The following is a 14,375-nucleotide window of genomic DNA, read 5'->3' as shown; positions in this document are numbered from 1 at the left end:
CGGGGCCCGCGGACCGCCCCGCGGCGCCGGCCCCGCCCGCCCCGCCCGCCCCGCCGGTCGCGCGGGGCGCCGCCGTCGCCGCCGGGGCCGACCGGCCCGGGACCCGGGACCACTGGCCCCTGCCCCGTGACCGGACGGGCCGGGACCATGGCAGGGACGGAGCCGATCGGATGGGGCCGGGCACAGCCGTCCCGGACCACCGGGGACGTGATCGCGATGATGTTCTGGTACGACCACGATGTCAGCGGCTGGGGCTGGTTCGCCATGTCGTTCGGCATGATCGCGTTCTGGGTTCTGATCATCACCGTCGCCGTCCTGGCCCTGCGGACGGTCAGCCGCTCCTCCGATCGCCCGCCCGGCCCCGCCGGGTCCTGGCCCGAGCAGGTGCTCGCCGAGCGGTTCGCCCGCGGCGAGATCGACGAGGAGGAGTACCAGAAGCGGCTGCGCGCGTTGCGCGCCTCCGGCCGCCCCGGCGGACGGTGAGGTGCCCGTGACCGCGTGCCGGTGCCGTGGACCCGCGAAGCCGCGCCCGCCCGGCCGGGCGCCGCTCCCCCGCTCCACGCGCGCGCCGGACGGGTGCGCCGTTCCTCCGGCGCGGGCCCCGTCGGGGCAGACGGCGGACCGGTCGCCCGTGCCCGGGCCGCTGCCGGGCGGGGGTTCGCCCGCCGGATTCCGACACGGCCTGCCGGGGTGACGGCGATGCGCAGCCGTTTCGAACCCGACCGGCAGCTGACCACCCGCATGGTGGTCACGATGTTCCTGCTCGGTCTGGTGTACGTGGGGTTCGTCGCCGCGCTCATCGCGCTGCTCGACTCCCTCGTCCTGGTGATCGTCATCGCCGCCGCGGCGCTCGGGGCCCAGTACTGGTGCTCCGACCGGATCGCCCTGTACGCCATGCGCGGGCGGATCGTCACGGCCGAGGAGCAGCCGCTGCTGCACGGGGTCGTCGACCGGCTGTGCGCGACGGCGGACATGCCCAAGCCGCGGGTCGCGGTCTCCGACATGGACCTGCCGAACGCGTTCGCCACGGGCCGCGACGCGGACCACGCCGTGGTCTGCGTGACGACGGGCCTGATGCGCCGCCTGGAGACCGAGGAGCTCGAAGCAGTCCTCGCGCACGAGCTGTCCCACGTCGCCCACCGCGACGTGGCGGTGATCACCGTCGCCTCGTTCCTGGGCGTCATCGCCGGGCTGGTCGTCCGCTTCGCCTTCTACTCCCAGCTGTTCGGCGGGCGCGGCCAGCGGGACCAGAACGCCGCGGCCGTCCTCCTGGCCGTGATGGCGGTCTCCGCCCTCGTCTACGCCGTCAGCTTCCTGCTGATCCGCGCCCTGTCGCGCTACCGCGAGCTGGCCGCCGACCGGGCGGCGGCGCTGCTGACCGCCAAGCCCTCCGTCCTGGCGTCGGCCCTGACCAAGGTCAGCGGCGACATCGCCCGCATCCCCACCCAGGACCTGCGGACCGCGCAGGCGTTCAACGCGTTCTTCTTCACGCCGGCGCTCGGGCCCGGCACGGTGGTGGCGCGGATGTTCTCCACCCACCCCTCCCTGGAACGCCGGCTGGAGGCGCTCGCCAGGCTCTCGGCGGAGCTGGGCGAAGGCGGTGGGCCGGCCGGACCGGGCGGACCGGGCGGAGCGTGAGGAGGCGGGCCGATGGGTTTCTGGGACGCGCTGCTGGGCCGGAGCAGACCGGTCCGGCCCGACCTGGACCAGCTGTTCGCGCTGCCCTCGGCGGCGATCACGCTGCAGGCCGCCACCGGCTTCACCCCGACCGGAGCCGGCTCGGTGTGCTTCGCCGCGATCGAGGGCGGCGCCTTCGCCCGGATCCGGCAGGAGGTACGGGCGCTCCTGGAGGCCGACGCGGAACGCGGCGGCGCCCCGGTGGAGTTCAGTCGCGACGACTACGGCTACTCGTGGCTGCTCTCCCGCCGCCCACCGGACGACCTGCCGTCCCTGGTGGGAGACCTGCACGCGGTCAACACCTCGCTGGAGGACGGCGGCTTCGGCCCGCACCTGCTCTGCTCGCTGGTGGCCTTCCACGACGCCGAGGCGCGCCGGCTCGCGCTGGTCTACCTCTACAAGCGGGGCGGCTTCTACCCGTTCGCCCCGCTCCCCGGCGACCGGCGGGACAACGCGCTGGAGCTCCAGGTCAGGGCCGTGCTCCAGGAGGACCTGCGCATCGAGCCGGACCCGAGCCGCTGGTTCCCGCTGTGGGGCGCCCCCGGCCTGTGACGAGGGGCGACCGCCGGCCGGTGCCGGTCACCCGCCTCCCGCCGCCGCGGTCGTACCGGGCGGGCTCCCGCCGCGGCCGAAGCGTACCGGCACACCCCTGCGCGCATCTGGTTCGCACGTGCGCGGCAGCCGTCCCGCGCCCGGGCGCGGGACGAGGAAAGGACGGCTCCGGTTGTCCTCCTGCGGGAGGAAGTCCGCCCAGCCCTCAGAAGGACACGGCTCGGCGGAACCCCGGCATACGCTCGACTGCGCCGCCCCTCCGCGCGGCCCCGTCCGTTCCCCCACCCGGAGCTTCCCCCCTTGATCACCCCCGGCCCCCGGCGGCACCGCCGCGCCATCGCCGCCGCCACCGCGGCCCTCCTCGCCTCGATCCCACTCTCCGGCTGCGGGCCCGGCGACCGGCGGCAACGGGACGACGCCGTCCCCGCGGCCCTGCGCCCCTTCTACGAACAGGAACTCCGGTGGGAGCCGTGCGGCGAGCAGCAGTGCGCCACGCTCGACGTCCCCATGGACTACACCGCCCCCGGCAACGGCAGGACTTTCACCCTCCCCCTCATCCGCGCCACCGCCGGGAACAGGGACCGGCGGATCGGCTCACTGGTCTTCAACCCTGGCGGGCCGGGTGAATCCGGTGTCGCGATGCTGAGGGACGGCGGGATCGAGACGTTCGGCGAACGTCTGCGCGAACGGTTCGACATCGTCGGCTTCGACCCGCGTGGTGTCGGGGGCAGCCGGCCGGCGATCGACTGCGGCGCCGACGACGAGGCGGAGCCCACCGGGGAGGCGGACGAGGCGGACAGCGGGCCCCACACCCTGCACCCGGCGACCGCCCGACAGCGAGCGGCCGCGCTGACCGCGGCGGAGCAGACGGCCGCCGCCTGCCGCGAGCACAGCGGCGCCATCCTGCCGCACGTCGGAACCACCGACGCGGCCCGGGACATGGACGTACTCCGCGCCGCGCTCGGCGACGCCGGGCTCAGCTACCTGGGCTGGTCCTACGGCACCTCCCTGGGCACCGCCTACGGGGAGCTGTTCCCCCGGAAGGTCCGCGCCATGGTGCTCGACGGGGCCATCGACCCGTCCCTCACCTGGTCCCAGCGGGCCCTCAGCCAGGCGAGAGGCTTCCGCGAGGCGGTGGACGACTACGCGGAGCACTGCTCCGACGTCGTCGGCGAGGCGTGCCCCGCCGGCACCCCCGAGGCCGTCCGGGGACTCCTCAAGCGGCTGTACGAGGCGACGGCCGACCGCCCCCTCCCCGTCGAGGACAGCGAGTGGGGCCTGGACACCGCCACCCTGCACAGCGCCGTCACGACCTCCATGTACACCCCCGAGGAGCAGTGGGAGCCCCTGTCCCTCGCCCTCGGCGAGGCCGACCGCGGCGACGGGTCCCGCCTCGCCGCGATCGCCGCCGGCGAACCCCCCGCGGAGGACGAGCAGAACGCCGAGGAGGAGAGCCCCGCCACCGACGACGAGACCGTCGACAGCACCGGCGACGCCGACAGCGCCCTGACCGCCGTCAACTGCGTGGACATCCCCCACCCGAAGGACCCGCGGGAGTACTGGGAGGCGCTCGACGAGGCCCACCGCGCCGAGGGCGACCACGGCTCCGACGCCGTCGTCGCCGCGCTCGGCTGCAAGGGCTGGCCGCAGGCCGGCCCCGGCCCCCACCGAGTGCGGGCCGACGGGCTCCCTCCCGTACTGGTCGTGGGCACCACCGGCGACCCGTCCACGCCCTATCACGAGGCGCAGAGCCTCGCCCGGCAGCTCCCGCACGGCATGCTGCTGACCTACGAAGGGCTCGGCCACACCGCGTACGGACGCGCCGGCGCGTGCGTGGACACGGCCGTGGACGCGTACCTCGTCGACCTCACGCCGGTGGAGCCGGGTAAGACCTGCTGAAGCCGACCGCGCCGCCCGAAGCGCTTCACGTCTCGGACGCGGAGCGGGGGCGGCGGGGGCGGCGACATCGGACCGGCGACCACCCGGCCGGAGCACGCCGGATCGGGGGCCGGACAAGCCCTGGCAGGCGGCCGCTGCGTGATCGACGCGCCGGCGCAGGCGTGCCGCGTCGACACTGGGCGGGACACCGAACTGGCGCTTGTACTCCCGGCTGAACTGCGAGGGGCTGTCGTACCCCACCCGGTGGCCGACGCCGGTCACGTCGTGCGGCCGGTTGGCCATCATCAGCCGCGCCGCCTGCAGCCGGATCTGCTTCTGGAACTGGATCGGGCTCATCGCCGTCACCGCATGGAAGTTCCGGTGGAACGCGGAGACGCTCATCCCGGAGGCACGCGCCAGGTCCTCCACCCGGAAGGCCTTGGTGTGGTTGTCCCTGATCCAGCCGACCGCCCGGGTCACGTGGTTCAAGCCGCTGTCGGCGAGGCCCAGCTGACGGACCGCCTCACCCTGTTCCCCCGTCATCAGCAGCCAGAGGATCTCCCGCTTGAGCAAAGGGACCAGCACCCGGCGGTCGCGCGGCCGGTCCAGCAGACGCAGCAGGCGGACGACGGCGTCGATCAACTCGGCCGATGCCTCGCTGACCGTGATCCCCGGCCGGGGCGGCCCACTCGACCGCGGCAGGTCGCCCGGCCCGGCCCGCAGCATCAGCTCCGCGATGACGGCCGGCTCCAGTTTGCGCATGCCGATCCAGCAGGTCGCGCAGCTCGTCGAGGGACATGCCCCCACCTCACCACGGACCGGCACGCTCCCGCCCTCGGGAGAGAGGATCGTGCAAGGGCCCGCGCAGATCGTGTGGACGCCCCCGTGGCGCGTGAGGGACGCCCGCGAACCGCGGGCACCTCCTATTCTCCGGGGTCCTCGTACTCGGCGATCAGCTGACCGCGGGCGATGGCGTGGAAGCGGAGATGGAAGCCGACGAGGGCCGGCGCCGCGTCCGCGTCCGGTCCGAGCTTCTCCCGGTCCACGGCGTAGACCGTGAAGACATAGCGGTGCGGACCGTCGCCCGGCGGCGGCGCCGCCCCGCCGAAGCCCCTGCTGCCGTAGTCGTTCCGTGCCGTCAGGGCACCCTTCGGCAGCCGGCCGGAGTCCCCGGTCCCAGCCCCGGACGACAGTTCCGTGACGTGTGCCGGAATGTCGAAGACCGTCCAGTGCCAGAACCCGCTGCCGGTCGGAGCGTCCGGGTCGTAGCAGGTGACCGCGTAGCCAAGGGTTCCCGCCGGCCCCTTCGACCAGCTCAGGTGGGGCGAGGAGTTGCCCTTCGCGTACACGTGCTCGTCCGGCAGTGGCCCGCCGTCCGTCAGGTCCTGGCTACCGACGACCAGTTCGGGGACGGGCGGGTGGAAGTCGTGCGGCAGCGGACGTCGCGTACCCGGTTCGCTCGTTGCTGACTGCCTCGCAGAACACGGTTGGAGTCGCCCGAGTGGGCGTGGTCCCCATCCGAGCACGCATCGGGTGACGGCAGCCGCCCGGCGGGAGGACCGTGCACGGAGCCGCGATCTTCGTGAACGCGTCCGGTTCCTCCGCGGGCCGGGGAACCCGGGGGCACGCCGGACGGGGACCGCACGGGCGGCGGCGGGCAGGGGATCCCGCCCACTGCCGCGGGCGTGGACGGCCAGAGCGCGTGGCGGCTACGCCGACGTCTCGCCGCCGGTTACGCGGGCCCCGCCGCCCGCGCGGACGCGCTCGAGTACGGCGGCGTGCAGCTGCGCGATGCCGCCCGGTGCCACGGACACGGGGCTTCCGGTCAGGGTGTACCACTCGTCCGCGTCCTTGTACTGGACCAGGACGACGGCCCGGCCGTCCGCGAGAGGGCGGGTGGCGACCGTCAGCTCACCCGTGATGACGCCGACCTCATCGGTCATCGCGCCGCCGGGACCGGCCTTCACGTCGTCCAGGTGGGCGTCCGGGCCAGGGAGGGAAGTGTGGGTCATGAGGAGCAAGTGTCCAGCATCCGCCCCAGCATGCCCTTCTCCGCCACGGTCACCGACAGCTCGTACGTGGCCTTGACCGAAGTCCAGGCCCGGGCGTAGGTGCACCAGTAGGTCCTGGACGGTGGCTGCCACTCGTCGGGGCCCTGGTCCCCCTTGGAACGGTTGGAGCCGGCCGAGACGGCGATGAGCTGCGGGTGGGTGAGGTCGTTGGCGAACTCCTTGCGCTTCTCCTGCGTCCACCGGTTCGCCCCGGACCGCCACGCGTTGGCCAGGGGCACGACGTGGTCGATGTCCAGGTCCGCCGCGTCCTTGAACGTCAGGTCGTCGTAGGCACTGGTCCAGGTCCCGGACACCGCCCGGCACTGGCCGTCTCGCCGGACGTCCGCGCCGTCGCGGTGCAGCACCGTCTCACGGGTGTTGCAGTTCTCCCCTTGAGAGACCCAGTGCGGGAAGCGGTCACGGCTGTACCCGGACATCGAACCGTGCGCAGCGACCTTCAGCCCCGCGAGCTGCGCACGCGCCTGCCCGGCGGCAGGCACTCCGGGCAGCGTCCCGTCCGACGCCGAGGCACCGCCGGACGCGGCACTGCGCGCCGGGGAGGGCTTCGCGTCCCCGGTGCCAGAGGACGTGGCACCGCCCTCCGTGGAGCATCCCGCCACAGCCAGCAGCAACAGGGCCGCCGCCAAACCCGCTCTGCACGCCGCCTTCTGATGCCCCATGACCTGGTGCCCTCCCTCAGGGTGATCCCGCACGCCGAGCAGCGTATCTGTTCGATTCCGGTGCCCCGCCCATCCGGTCGACCCGTCGTACGCCGCACACGGCCCGCGAGGAGACGGCGGCCGGCACCGGAGTACGGCGGGGGCCACCTCCATGGGCCGCACGGTGGGAAGCGCCGTCCCCGCGCGCTCACGGCCATGGGGGTGCTCAGCAGCCGGCAGGGGGCCGCTGAGCCGGGACCGGGCACCGTGGAGGTCACACGGGGCCGCTCACTCGCGGGACGTCACGCGCCGGCGGAACGCGCGCAGCCGCCCGCCTGGGCACCCCGGGCGACCGGGAGGCAGCATGCCCTGGCTCACGGCCCACATGGATACGCTCGGCCACCTCTTGGCGGGCGCCGGTGACGACGGCGGCCAGGCGCTGCTCACGATGGTGACGAGTCGGCCCTGGCAAGGGTTCGACCGCTCTGCAGGGAACACACTGGTTGCTCCCTGGCTCTCCCGCGCCGAGGCCGACCACACCGCGCAGCCGTTCCTCACCGCCGCCCTGAAAGGCATGGATCCCGTGCTGCCGCCGGCTGGACAAGGCCGAACCCACCTGGCCACCATCGGCAGGCGCTCCCTCCACGTTGCCGGCTTGTGACCTGTGGCGTGCCTTGACTGGGCCGAGAAGCGTCGCAGGACCTGGAGACTGGCCCCCAAGAATGATCAAGGGGCCGTTCCAGATTGCTCTGAAACGGCCCCTTGACCTGCGACTTCGAAAAGTCGGGACGACAGGATTTGAACCTGCGACCCCTTGACCCCCAGTCAAGTGCGCTACCAAGCTGCGCCACGTCCCGTTGCCCGTCTGACCTGGGGTTTCCCCCGGCCCGGCGTGCATGAGAACAATACCCCACTCCCGGCGATGATCACTAACCGCTTTGCGGGGCGCGTGTCCGGGCGCCAGGGGCGTGCGCCCCGGGCGCTTGCCTCACCGTTCGCACCCCTCGGCGCAACCGGGCGCCGGGCCCGTCTTCGGCCATCCGGCATCCGGACGGGCGCCGTCCGCGTCGTACGCCATGATCCCCCGCTCCTGCCGCCCTGCGGCTGGTCGGACGGGGGGTCGGCGTGCGGGGCCCGATCCGCCCCGCGCGGCCACCGGACCACGCCCGCGGCACGCGGAGCGCAGCTGTACGGGAGGAACGGCTTCGGAGGGCTGGCCAGGCGGCGCGAGGCGCCGCACAGTCTCAGCAGACCCCCTGAACGCTCTTTGAGACAACGTCACAGAACCGTGTTGAACCGCTTCCGGGAGATCCACACCATGGGGTGTCCGTCTACTCGGGACGCAACCACTACCGATGCACCACCTGCTCGAACACCCGCCCGAGCAGGCGTTCCGCAGAGGAGGGCTCGCATGGACGGCTACTTCGCCGCTCAGCCGCACCACCGACTCAGGCAGCACGTGAGGGACTTCGCGGAGGCGGAGGTGAGACCGCGCGTCCCCGCCATGGAGGAGTCCCGCTCCGTGCACCACGAGCTGTCCCGGCTCATCGCCCGCCAGGGCTGGCTGGGCGCGACCATCGGCACCGACTTCGGCGGGATGGGCATCGGCCATCTCGGCAAGACCGTCATCATCGAGGAGCTGTCGCGGGTGAGCGCGGCCATGGGCGCCATGGTGCAGGCGTCCCAGCTCGGCGCGGCGAAGATCCTGCACTTCGGGAGCGAGGTGCAGAAGAAGACCTGGCTGCCGCCGATAGCCGCCGGAGAGTGCCTCCCCACGATCGCCGTGACCGAGCCGGAGTCCGGCGGCCATGTCCTCGGCATGGCCGCCACCGCCGTACGCGACGGCGACGACTACGTGCTCAACGGCCGCAAGGTGTTCGTCGGCAACAGCCACGTGGGCGACCTGCACGGCGTCGTCGTCCGTACCGGACCCGGCGCCAGGGGGCTGAGCGCCTTCCTCGTGGAGGCCGGGCGGCCGGGCTTACGGGTCGGGCCCGAGCAGCCGACGATGGGCCTGCACGGCTTCGGCTTCGGGGAGCTGTTCTTCGAGGACTGCCGGGTGCCGGCCGCCAACCGGCTCGGGGAGGAGGGCGACGGGCTGGCGGTCGCCTACTCCTCCAGCGTGCTGTACGGGCGGGCCAACCTGACGGCCGTCTCCCTCGGGCTGCACCAGGCGATCCTGGAGGAGACCACCCGCTTCTGCGAGGAGCGCACGCGGTACGGCGAGCCGCTGCACGCGCTGCCGTCGGTCAGGCTCAAGCTGGGCAGGCTCCAGTCGCGGCTGATGACCGCCCGCCTCACCGCCTACCACGCCGTGCACCTGCTGGACCGGGGGCTGCCGTGCGACGCGGAGCTGATGAACGCGAAGCTCGTCAACGTCGAGTGGGCGATGGACTCGGCGCGCGACGCGATGGAGATCCACGCGGCGGCCGGCCTCTTCACGGACCGGCCGGTCGAGCGCTATCTGCGGGACGCCCACCACATGTTCGCCCCCGCCGGGACCTCCGACGTGCAGCTGCTGCGGCTCGCGGAGGCGGCGCTCGGCACGGCGAAGGGCCAGTGGTCCGAACGGCTCGCCGACGCCGTACGCCTGGAGTCCGTGCCGTAGCGGGACGCGGCCGCCCCCGCCTCCGGACCGCCGCCGCGAGGCGGGGGCGGTCCGGAGGCGGGGGCTCGGCGGTGGGGGCTCGGCGCTGGGGCTCAGAGGCGGCGGGCGTCCTCCCTGCGGTGGATCTGCTCCACCAGCTCCGCCGCCAGCGACTTGATGGTCTCCAGGCCGGGGCGCCCCCACGGGCGCGGCTCGGTGTCCACGACGCAGACCGTGCCGAGGGTGGTGCCCGTGCGGTCGATGAGCGGCGCGCCCATGTACGAGCGGATGCCGATCTCGTCCACGACCGGGTTCCCGGCGAACCGCGGGTAGTCGCAGACGTCCTCCAGGACGAGCGCCTTGCGGCGCACCACCACGTGCGGGCAGTAGCCGTGGTCGCGGGCCATGTAGCGGCCGACCGCCCCCTGCGCGGCGAGGTCCGCACCGGAGCGGGTGCCCGAGTGGGTGCCGGTCGGGGTGTGCAGCCCGGCGAAGAACTGCCGGTTCTCGTCGATGAAGTTGACCATCGAGTAGGGCGCACCGGTGACCTCGGCGAGCCGGTCGGCGAACGCGTCGAACGCGGGATCCGGGTGCTCCCCCAGGCCCAGTTCGCGCAGCCGCCGCACTCGGGCGGGCGCCTCCCGGTCGACGGGCGTCAGGAGGAGGTGTCCGGTCGGGTCGTACGTCATGCGGATGCTCCGTAGCTCGGCGCCGGTGCCGGGGCCGGGTTGGTGGCCAGCAGGTACTGGACGAGGGTGACGAGGGTCTGGACGCCGGAGACGGCGATCCGGGCGTCGCACAGCACGACCGGCACCTCCGGTCTGAGGTCGACGGCGGCGCGGACCTCTTCGGGGTCGTAGCGGTGGGCGCCGTCGAACTCGTTCACGGCGACGACGAAGCGGATGCCGCGCCGCTCGAAGAAGTCGACCGCCGAGAAGGACTCCTGGAGGCGGCGGGTGTCGGCCAGGACGACCGCGCCGAGAGCGCCCTCGGACAGCTCGTCCCACATGAACCAGAAGCGCTCCTGGCCGGGGGTGCCGAACAGGTACAGCACGTGCCGCGGGTCGAGCGTGATGCGGCCGAAGTCCATGGCGACGGTGGTGGTGGTCTTCGACTCGACCCCGTCGAGGCTGTCGGTGGCGGCGCTGACCTGAGTGAGCACCTCCTCGGTGCTGAGCGGTTCGATCTCGCTCACGGCTCCGACGAACGTCGTCTTCCCGACGCCGAAACCGCCCGCGACCAGGACCTTCAGGGCGGTAGGGAAGACGTCCCCGGCCGCGGTCCGGCGTTCAGAGCCGTCGTCGTAGGCCATCGAGCACTGCCTCCAGCAGGGAGCGGTCGGTCGAGTCGTGGTGGTGGCGGGGCTGGCGGGCGGTCAGGGCGCCGCAGTCGACCAGGTCCGAGAGCAGCACCTTCGTGACGACCGCGGGCAGCCGCAGGTGGGCCGCGATCTCCGCGACGGACGTGGGTCCGTGGCAGAGGCCGAGCGCCGTGGTGTGCTCGGGCCCGAGGGGCGCCGGCGGCGGCGCTCCCGTGGCCATGACGAGGGACAGCAGGTCGAGCGCGGCGGTGGGCCGCGTCCGGCCGCCGCTGACCGTGTACGGGCGGATCAGGCGGCCGGCCGCGTCGTCGAGCCACGGCCTGTCCTGGCGGTACGGCATGGCTCAGCGCCCCAGCGGGCCGGGCGCCGCCGCGTGCCGGGCGGGGGTGACGAGGTACGGCCGTACGCTCTTGACCAGCATCGCCATCTCGTACCCGAGGACCGCGGCGTCGGCCTCGCGACCGGCGACGACGGCGAGGCAGGTGCCCGAGCCGGCGGTGGAGACGAACACCAGGGTGCGGTCGAGCTCCACGACCACCTGGCGGACCTCGTCACCCTCGCCGAAGCGGGCCCCGGCACTGCGGCCGAGCGAGTAGAGGCCCGAGGCCAGGGCGGCCATGTGGTCGGCGCTGTCCGGGTCGAGGCCGTGCACCGACTTCACCAGGCCGTCCGAGGAGAGCAGAACCGCGCTGCGGGTGTGCGGGACCCGCTGGACCAGGCCGGTGAGCAGCCAGTCGAGATCGGGGGCGTGGCCGCTGGGCACATCGCTCGCCATGGTGCATCTACTCCTTGTGGGCTTCGTCGTGGTGGCGCCGCGGTGCGGCGGGGCTGGGCGCCGGGGTCCGCGGCAGATCGCGGCCCGCCGCCGGGGAGGTGAGCGGGAGGGCCGCGGGGAAGGGCTGCGGGGCGGTGGCCGGGGAGGGCCGCGGGGGCGGGTCCGCGAGGGCGGCGGGCGGCGGGGGCGGCTCCGGCATGGACTCGGCCAGGCCGATGCCGCGCTGGAAGGCCGCCATCAGCCCCGGATCGTGCAGGGTGTCGTCGTCGTGGCGGCGCCGCACCGGTTCGCCGCGCAACTGCGGCACGAGGTGCTCCTGGGCGCGCCGCTTGGGCAGCCGGGGGCGCGCGCCCCGGCCCGCGCCGGGGTCCTCGACGGATGGCCCGGCGGGCCGCGCTCCCCGGTGGTACGTGCCGGGGTCCGGGGCGCCGGGAGCGAGGGTGCCCGGGTCGGGGACGGCCGGGTCGTGGGCGACCGGGTCGGGGACGGCCGGGTCGGCGGGGGTGTGCGGGCCGGGGGCGTGTGTGCCGGGTCCCGGGGCGCTCGGCTCCGCGGGGGGTGGTGCGCCGGGGTCGCCATGGGGGTGCGCGCCGGGGAGCGGCGGGTGGTCGGTGGCGGCGTGCCGCGGCGGCGGCTGCGGCGGCCCGGAGGGGTGGTGCGCGGGGTGGTGCGCGGGGTGGGCGGCGGCCGGGCCGGGGTGGTCGGGGCCGTCCGGCTGCCGGGGGCCGGGGAGGGCGCCGGGGCCCGCCTGCCGCGGGGTGCTCCGCGTCGGCTCGGGGGGCGTGCGGTCCCGGTGGTCCGCTTCCGCCCGCGGCGCCCGGTCCGCGGAGGCCGGCCGGTCGGACGCGGCGGGGTGGGGCTCCGGGGCGGGGGTGGCCGGGGCGGGGGCGCGGGGCGGCTCGGGGCGGCCGGTCCGTTCGGCGGGTCCGGTGCGTCCTCCGCGTACCGGGAGGGGCTCGGGCGCCGGGCGGGGGGCGGCGTGGCGCGGGCCTCCCGCGGGACGGGCACCCGGACCCGCCGTGAGCGGCGCCCGTACGGGGTCGGGGGCCTGGTGGTGGGCGGAGGGCCCGTGCGCGGCGGCGGGCCCGTGCGCGGCCGGGGCCTCGTGCGCGATGGCGGGCTCGTACGCGGCCGGGGCCTCGTGCGGGGCCGGGGCCTCGTGCGGGGCCGGGGCCTCGTGCGGGGCCGGGATCGCGGCCGGAGCCGGGGCTCCCGGTACCGGCCCGGCTTCCGGGCCGGGCTGCGCGCCGGCGGCGTCCGTGGCCGCCGGACGGCCGGACTGGTGCGGGTTGGCCGGGTCGGCGCCCAGCAGGCCCTGCGGGATGACCAGGACGGCCTGCACCCCGCCGTAGATGTTGGACTGGAGCCGCACGGCGATGCCGTGCCGGCGGGCCAGGGCGGAGACGACGTACAGCCCGATCCGGCCGTCCTGGAGCAGGCGGGCCACGTTGACCTGGTCCGGGTCGCAGAGCAGCGCGTTCATCTTCTCCTGCTCGGCGACCGCCATGCCCAGGCCCCGGTCCTCGACCTCGACGGCGAGGCCGGCCGTGACGTACTGGGTGCGCAGCAGGACCGAGGTGTGCGGGGCCGAGTACAGGGTGGCGTTCTCGACCAGCTCGGCCAGGAGGTGGATGACGTCGGCGACGGCGTGGCCGCGCAGGGTGCCGTCGATGGGCGGGACCAGCTTCACGCGCGGGTACTGCTCGACCTCCGCGATGGAGGAGCGAAGCACCTCCGTCATGCTGACCGGGTTCGACCACTGGCGGCGGGCGATGGCGCCGCCCAGGACCGCGAGGTTCTCGGCGTGGCGGCGGATGCGGGTCGCGAGGTGGTCGATGTGGAAGAGGCCCTTGAGCAGTTCGGGGTCCTCGACGGCGTTCTCCAGCTCGTCGAGGAGCTGGATCTCGCGGTGGACGAGGGACTGCAGGCGCCGGGCGAGGTTGACGAAGACCTCGACCTTCTGGGCGTTGCCGACGCTGCTGGAGAGGCGGAACGCCTGGACGACGGTCGCGACGGCGGCGTCCTGGGCGCGGCCGAGCTCGTGGGCGAGCAGGTCGAGGTCGTCGCCGGCGGGCGCGGCCGGCGGGGCCTGCCGGGCCGGGGGGCGCTCGCCGCGGCGCAACTGCTCGACGAGGTCGCGCAGTTCGCTCTGGCCTCGCGCGGCGCTGCGGCGCAGGGCGCTGCACCGGTCCAGGACGGAGCGGGCGGCGCGGTCGGCGCCGAGGGCCGCGGCCGTCACGGCGGCCACCGCGAGGGCGGCGGCGCACGTGAGCACCGTCCAGAGCGCGGGGGTCGGCCGGGCGCCGGTGGAGTACAGGGTGAACAGCACCGCGCCGGTGCCGCCGAGCGCGGTCACGGCGGCGGGCAGCACCGCGACGCGCCGGAGCCCCGGTCGTATGCGGGCGTCGGGCGGTGGCGGCACGGGATGCGGCCTGCCGTGCTGCGGCTGGGGACGGGGGCCCGTCCGGCCGTGGCGTCCGCCGCCCTCTCGGCGGTCGGGCCGCGCGGCGGGGGCGCGAAGTGGAGACATCGGTGTCCTTGGTACGTGGGGCCCAGGGAATCGGCGTGTTTCGGTATCAAACGGGTGTACGGCATCGGAGGGAGGGGGCCGGGCCGCTCGTCCGATCAGCCGACCGTTGATGACCGGCAACACACGGTAGTCGTCCACGGTTCCTGTGTGCGGCGCTGTCGTCAAACTCGCCCGTAGAACGTCCCGCTCTGGTATGAGGGCTCGCACGGCCGCCCGATAGCGCGCTCCGGCCGCGTGCCGCCCGCGGCGGGCGGCCGTCGCCGGGCCGTCGCCCCGCTGACGCCGGCCGCCGCCGGGCCGCCTGACTGCCGCCTCCGTGTCGTCGGGGGCCTCGACATGCCGGGG

Annotated in this window: 14 protein-coding genes, 1 tRNA gene and 1 pseudogene; 6 read left to right on the top strand and 10 right to left on the bottom strand. The window is 74.8% G+C overall.

Annotated elements, in window-relative coordinates:
• The first annotated feature begins 216 nt into the window (after positions 1-216).
• From CP974_RS27140 to CP974_RS27125, 4 genes are all read left to right on the top strand, one after another.
• Positions 217-483, top strand: coding sequence for an SHOCT domain-containing protein (locus tag CP974_RS27140; protein ID WP_174887787.1), 267 nt, complete (start codon positions 217-219; stop codon positions 481-483).
• Positions 484-699: 216 nt separating this feature from the next.
• Positions 700-1,638: a zinc metalloprotease HtpX gene (gene htpX, locus CP974_RS27135; protein ID WP_031133705.1), complete on the top strand. Its 939-nt coding sequence runs from the start codon at positions 700-702 to the stop codon at positions 1,636-1,638.
• A 12-nt stretch (positions 1,639-1,650) separates the two neighbouring features.
• On the top strand, positions 1,651-2,229 hold the full coding sequence (gene pspAB / locus CP974_RS27130) for a PspA-associated protein PspAB (RefSeq protein WP_031133703.1): 579 nt from the start codon (positions 1,651-1,653) through the stop codon (positions 2,227-2,229).
• Between the two features lie 300 nt (positions 2,230-2,529).
• Positions 2,530-4,128 (top strand): alpha/beta hydrolase, encoded by a 1,599-nt coding sequence (locus CP974_RS27125; RefSeq protein ID WP_261344846.1) that lies wholly within the window; start codon positions 2,530-2,532, stop codon positions 4,126-4,128.
• A 144-nt stretch (positions 4,129-4,272) separates the two neighbouring features.
• Here CP974_RS27125 and CP974_RS27120 read toward each other — a convergent pair.
• The 4 genes and pseudogenes from CP974_RS27120 to CP974_RS27105 form a co-directional block, all read right to left on the bottom strand.
• Positions 4,273-4,860, bottom strand: a pseudogene (locus CP974_RS27120) (helix-turn-helix transcriptional regulator); the annotation flags it as partial.
• A gap of 170 nt (positions 4,861-5,030) precedes the next feature.
• Positions 5,031-5,543 carry a YbhB/YbcL family Raf kinase inhibitor-like protein gene (locus CP974_RS27115; protein WP_031133698.1) on the bottom strand — a complete coding sequence of 171 codons (513 nt, stop codon included), beginning with the start codon at positions 5,541-5,543 and terminating at the stop codon, positions 5,031-5,033.
• A 273-nt stretch (positions 5,544-5,816) separates the two neighbouring features.
• Positions 5,817-6,119: a hypothetical protein gene (locus CP974_RS27110; protein WP_031133696.1), complete on the bottom strand. Its 303-nt coding sequence runs from the start codon at positions 6,117-6,119 to the stop codon at positions 5,817-5,819.
• Positions 6,116-6,838, bottom strand: a complete 723-nt coding sequence (locus CP974_RS27105) for an HNH endonuclease family protein (protein WP_031133694.1) — start codon at positions 6,836-6,838, stop codon at positions 6,116-6,118. Before CP974_RS27105 ends, CP974_RS27110 begins: the two co-directional genes overlap by 4 nt.
• A gap of 343 nt (positions 6,839-7,181) precedes the next feature.
• On the opposite strand from CP974_RS27105, the gene CP974_RS27100 reads away from it, so the two are divergent.
• The gene (locus CP974_RS27100) at positions 7,182-7,478 is read left to right on the top strand and encodes a hypothetical protein (RefSeq protein ID WP_031133692.1); all 297 of its coding nucleotides are present in this window, start codon (positions 7,182-7,184) and stop codon (positions 7,476-7,478) included.
• Between the two features lie 122 nt (positions 7,479-7,600).
• Here the strand turns inward: CP974_RS27100 and CP974_RS27095 are convergent.
• Positions 7,601-7,674 (bottom strand) — tRNA-Pro (locus CP974_RS27095).
• 554 nt (positions 7,675-8,228) lie between these two features.
• On the opposite strand from CP974_RS27095, the gene CP974_RS27090 reads away from it, so the two are divergent.
• Positions 8,229-9,425: an acyl-CoA dehydrogenase family protein gene (locus tag CP974_RS27090; RefSeq protein ID WP_031133690.1), complete on the top strand. Its 1,197-nt coding sequence runs from the start codon at positions 8,229-8,231 to the stop codon at positions 9,423-9,425.
• 92 nt (positions 9,426-9,517) lie between these two features.
• On the opposite strand, the gene CP974_RS27085 is transcribed toward CP974_RS27090, so the two are convergent.
• Genes CP974_RS27085 through CP974_RS30540 form a run of 5 tightly spaced genes read right to left on the bottom strand, consistent with a single transcriptional unit; the run spans position 9,518 to position 13,922 of the window.
• The gene (locus tag CP974_RS27085) at positions 9,518-10,093 is read right to left on the bottom strand and encodes a GAF domain-containing protein (RefSeq protein ID WP_031133688.1); all 576 of its coding nucleotides are present in this window, start codon (positions 10,091-10,093) and stop codon (positions 9,518-9,520) included.
• Positions 10,090-10,716 (bottom strand): GTP-binding protein, encoded by a 627-nt coding sequence (locus CP974_RS27080; protein WP_031133686.1) that lies wholly within the window; start codon positions 10,714-10,716, stop codon positions 10,090-10,092. The genes CP974_RS27085 and CP974_RS27080 overlap by 4 nt, the downstream gene beginning before the upstream one ends.
• A complete protein-coding gene (locus tag CP974_RS27075) occupies positions 10,694-11,065 on the bottom strand; it encodes a DUF742 domain-containing protein (RefSeq protein WP_031133684.1) in 372 nt (123 codons plus the stop codon). Before CP974_RS27075 ends, CP974_RS27080 begins: the two co-directional genes overlap by 23 nt.
• 3 nt (positions 11,066-11,068) lie before the next feature.
• Positions 11,069-11,500, bottom strand: a complete 432-nt coding sequence (locus tag CP974_RS27070) for a roadblock/LC7 domain-containing protein (RefSeq protein WP_031133682.1) — start codon at positions 11,498-11,500, stop codon at positions 11,069-11,071.
• Between the two features lie 7 nt (positions 11,501-11,507).
• Positions 11,508-13,922, bottom strand: coding sequence for a sensor histidine kinase (locus CP974_RS30540; protein ID WP_337250556.1), 2,415 nt, complete (start codon positions 13,920-13,922; stop codon positions 11,508-11,510).
• Positions 13,923-14,375: the final 453 nt, after the last annotated feature.

Source organism: Streptomyces fradiae ATCC 10745 = DSM 40063 (assembly GCF_008704425.1).
GTDB classification, from domain to species: Bacteria; Actinomycetota; Actinomycetes; order Streptomycetales; family Streptomycetaceae; genus Streptomyces; species Streptomyces fradiae.
Note: the sequence above shows the minus strand (reverse complement) of the source record. Positions and strands in the feature narration are given on the sequence as shown.

What these genes read in the sequence shown, in the direction of transcription:
- CP974_RS27140 (WP_174887787.1), top strand. Translation starts at nt 217, where the DNA reads ATGATGTTCTGGTACGACCACGATGTCAGCGGCTGGGGCTGGTTCGCC.
- htpX (WP_031133705.1), top strand. Translation starts at nt 700, where the DNA reads ATGCGCAGCCGTTTCGAACCCGACCGGCAGCTGACCACCCGCATGGTG.
- pspAB (WP_031133703.1), top strand. Translation starts at nt 1,651, where the DNA reads ATGGGTTTCTGGGACGCGCTGCTGGGCCGGAGCAGACCGGTCCGGCCC.
- CP974_RS27110 (WP_031133696.1), bottom strand. Translation starts at nt 6,119, where the DNA reads ATGACCCACACTTCCCTCCCTGGCCCGGACGCCCACCTGGACGACGTG.
- CP974_RS27105 (WP_031133694.1), bottom strand. Translation starts at nt 6,838, where the DNA reads ATGGGGCATCAGAAGGCGGCGTGCAGAGCGGGTTTGGCGGCGGCCCTG.
- CP974_RS27100 (WP_031133692.1), top strand. Translation starts at nt 7,182, where the DNA reads ATGCCCTGGCTCACGGCCCACATGGATACGCTCGGCCACCTCTTGGCG.
- CP974_RS27090 (WP_031133690.1), top strand. Translation starts at nt 8,229, where the DNA reads ATGGACGGCTACTTCGCCGCTCAGCCGCACCACCGACTCAGGCAGCAC.
- CP974_RS27085 (WP_031133688.1), bottom strand. Translation starts at nt 10,093, where the DNA reads ATGACGTACGACCCGACCGGACACCTCCTCCTGACGCCCGTCGACCGG.
- CP974_RS27080 (WP_031133686.1), bottom strand. Translation starts at nt 10,716, where the DNA reads ATGGCCTACGACGACGGCTCTGAACGCCGGACCGCGGCCGGGGACGTC.
- CP974_RS27075 (WP_031133684.1), bottom strand. Translation starts at nt 11,065, where the DNA reads ATGCCGTACCGCCAGGACAGGCCGTGGCTCGACGACGCGGCCGGCCGC.
- CP974_RS27070 (WP_031133682.1), bottom strand. Translation starts at nt 11,500, where the DNA reads ATGGCGAGCGATGTGCCCAGCGGCCACGCCCCCGATCTCGACTGGCTG.